2 protein-coding genes are annotated in these 1983 nt (G+C 62.8%); one reads left to right on the top strand and one right to left on the bottom strand.

What is annotated here, in order from left to right:
- On the top strand, positions 1-544 hold a 544-nt coding region (locus ACYVDE_RS21265), incomplete at its 5' end, for an AAA family ATPase (protein WP_460503540.1).
- 7 nt (positions 545-551) lie between these two features.
- Here ACYVDE_RS21265 and corA read toward each other — a convergent pair.
- Complete coding sequence (corA, locus tag ACYVDE_RS21260) at positions 552-1757, bottom strand: magnesium and cobalt transport protein CorA (protein WP_460503539.1); 1206 nt, start codon at positions 1755-1757, stop codon at positions 552-554.
- Between the last annotated feature and the right edge of the window lie 226 nt (positions 1758-1983).

Here is a 1983-nt window from a genome sequence, read left to right as displayed (position 1 = left end):
GCAGTTGGGCGTGGTGCCGCCCGCGCCGGTGCCGCGCGTGGTGTTTCTGGGCGCGGAAAGCAGTGGCAAATCAACGCTGTGCGCTGCGCTGGCCGAGGCCTGCGGCACCGAGTGGGTGTCCGAGTACGGCCGCACTCTGCACGAGCAGAAAAACGGTAATCTGGAATACGAAGACCTGCTCTACATTGCCCGCCGCCACGCCGAGTTGGAGGACGAAGCCGCCCAGCGGGCCCGTGGCGTGCTGTTCTGCGACACCAATGCGGCCACCACGGCGCTCTATTCCTACTACTATTTCCACCGCTGCGACCCCGCCTTGCAGGCCATGGCGGCCGTGTGCGGGCAGCGCTACGCCCACACGTTCGTGTGTGCGCCCACCGTGCCCTTCGAGCAGGACGGCTGGCGCGGCCCCGAGGCGCTGCGCAGTTTCCAGCACGGCGCCATTCTCATGCAGCTTGATTTCTACGGCATCCCCTACACGCTGGTGGAAGGCACCGTAGAAGAGCGGGTAGCACAGGTAATGAAACAGTTGTACATCATTCATTGACGCAACCTTACCGGTTCGTCAGCCAGCCTTTGCGATAAAAGTAGAATAGCTGCGTAGCTACTACCAGGCACATCACGATGAGCACCACCGGGTAGCCGTAGGGGCTGTAGAGCTCGGGCATGTTGTGGGGCAGAAAGCGGCCCTGGTCGTCGTGGCGCTGGAAATTCATACCGTAGAGGCCCACCACGAAGCTCAGCGGGATGAAGATGGTGCTGATGATGGTGAGCACCTTCATCACCTCGTTCATGCGGTTGCCCTGGTCCGACATGTAGAGGTCGGTGAGGGAGGAAATGTTGTCGCGGTAGCTCTCGGCCAGGTCGAGGGTCTGGATGGCGTGGTCGTAGGCGTCGCGATAGAAAATCTTGAGGCTTTCGGGCACCGTTTCTTCGGGCAGGCGCAGAATTTCCGCGATTTTGTCGCGCTCGGGGTACACCAGCCGGCGGAAGCGCACCACGTCTTTCTTGATGCGCAGGATACGGTTGAGCAGGCGGCGCGGGCGGCGCTCGGCAAAAATGGCCGTTTCCAGCTCCTCGATGTAGTCGCCGATGGCTGCCATAGTAGGGTAGTAGTGGTCGAGCACCACGTCGGTGAGGGCGTAGGCCAGGTACTGCACCGGGTGGCGGCGCAGGGTGCTGAAATTGCTGCGGATGCGGGCCCGCAGCGTGTCGAGGCAGTCGTCGTAGTCATCCTGAAACGAGAGCACGTAGTTCGGCCCCGTGAAAATGGACAGCTGGTCGTCGTCGATTTCGAGGTTGGCGGTGAAATCGGTCATGCGCGACACCATGAACAGGCGGTGGTCGTCGAACACATCGACCTTGGCGCGCTGGTAGTCGTTGAGTACGTCTTCCATCTGCAGCGGGTGCAGGCCGAAATCCTGCATCATGCGCTCCATTAGGGGCAGGTCGCCGTAGCCGCGCACGTCAATCCAGTGCTTGAGCTCGGGGTGGTGGTGCAGAAAGGCCAGCAGCTCGTCGTAGCGGTCGGTGTATTCCTCTTCCTGGCAGGTGCCTTCGTCGTACGATGTCAGAAAGATGCGCGGCTTGAGGGCGCCGGGCCGGATATTGAGCGTACCCGGGCGCTGGCCCACCTGCTGCAAACGAGCTTGTTGCGTGGCTTCGCGGTCGGCGATGCTGATGGGGGCCGGCGCTGCCAGGTCGGCCAGGGCTGGGGAGCGTTGGGGGGCGGCCTGCGCGGCGGGTTGAAGCGGATTCATGCGAGAAACGGAGTGAGCCAAGATGTAATGTTGCCCCCTACGGATGGCGGGCCGATGAAGATGTGGGAGCCAATTGCCCCCGGGCCCGTGGTCGGGCCGCGTCGGGATGCCGTACTTTGCCAAAAAAGCAGCGTTGGCAGGTTTGAAAAGTACGGATACTTTACGTGTGGTGGGACCCTGCGGGGCAGCGCCGGCCCTGGCCGTGTGGCTGGCGCCGCACGGGCCG

This window comes from Hymenobacter agri (genome assembly GCF_054778495.1).
This window is presented reverse-complemented; position numbering and strand designations above follow the sequence as displayed.

Coding starts and splice junctions, on each gene's coding strand:
- corA (WP_460503539.1), bottom strand. CDS start 1,757: ATGAATCCGCTTCAACCCGCCGCGCAGGCCGCCCCCCAACGCTCCCCA.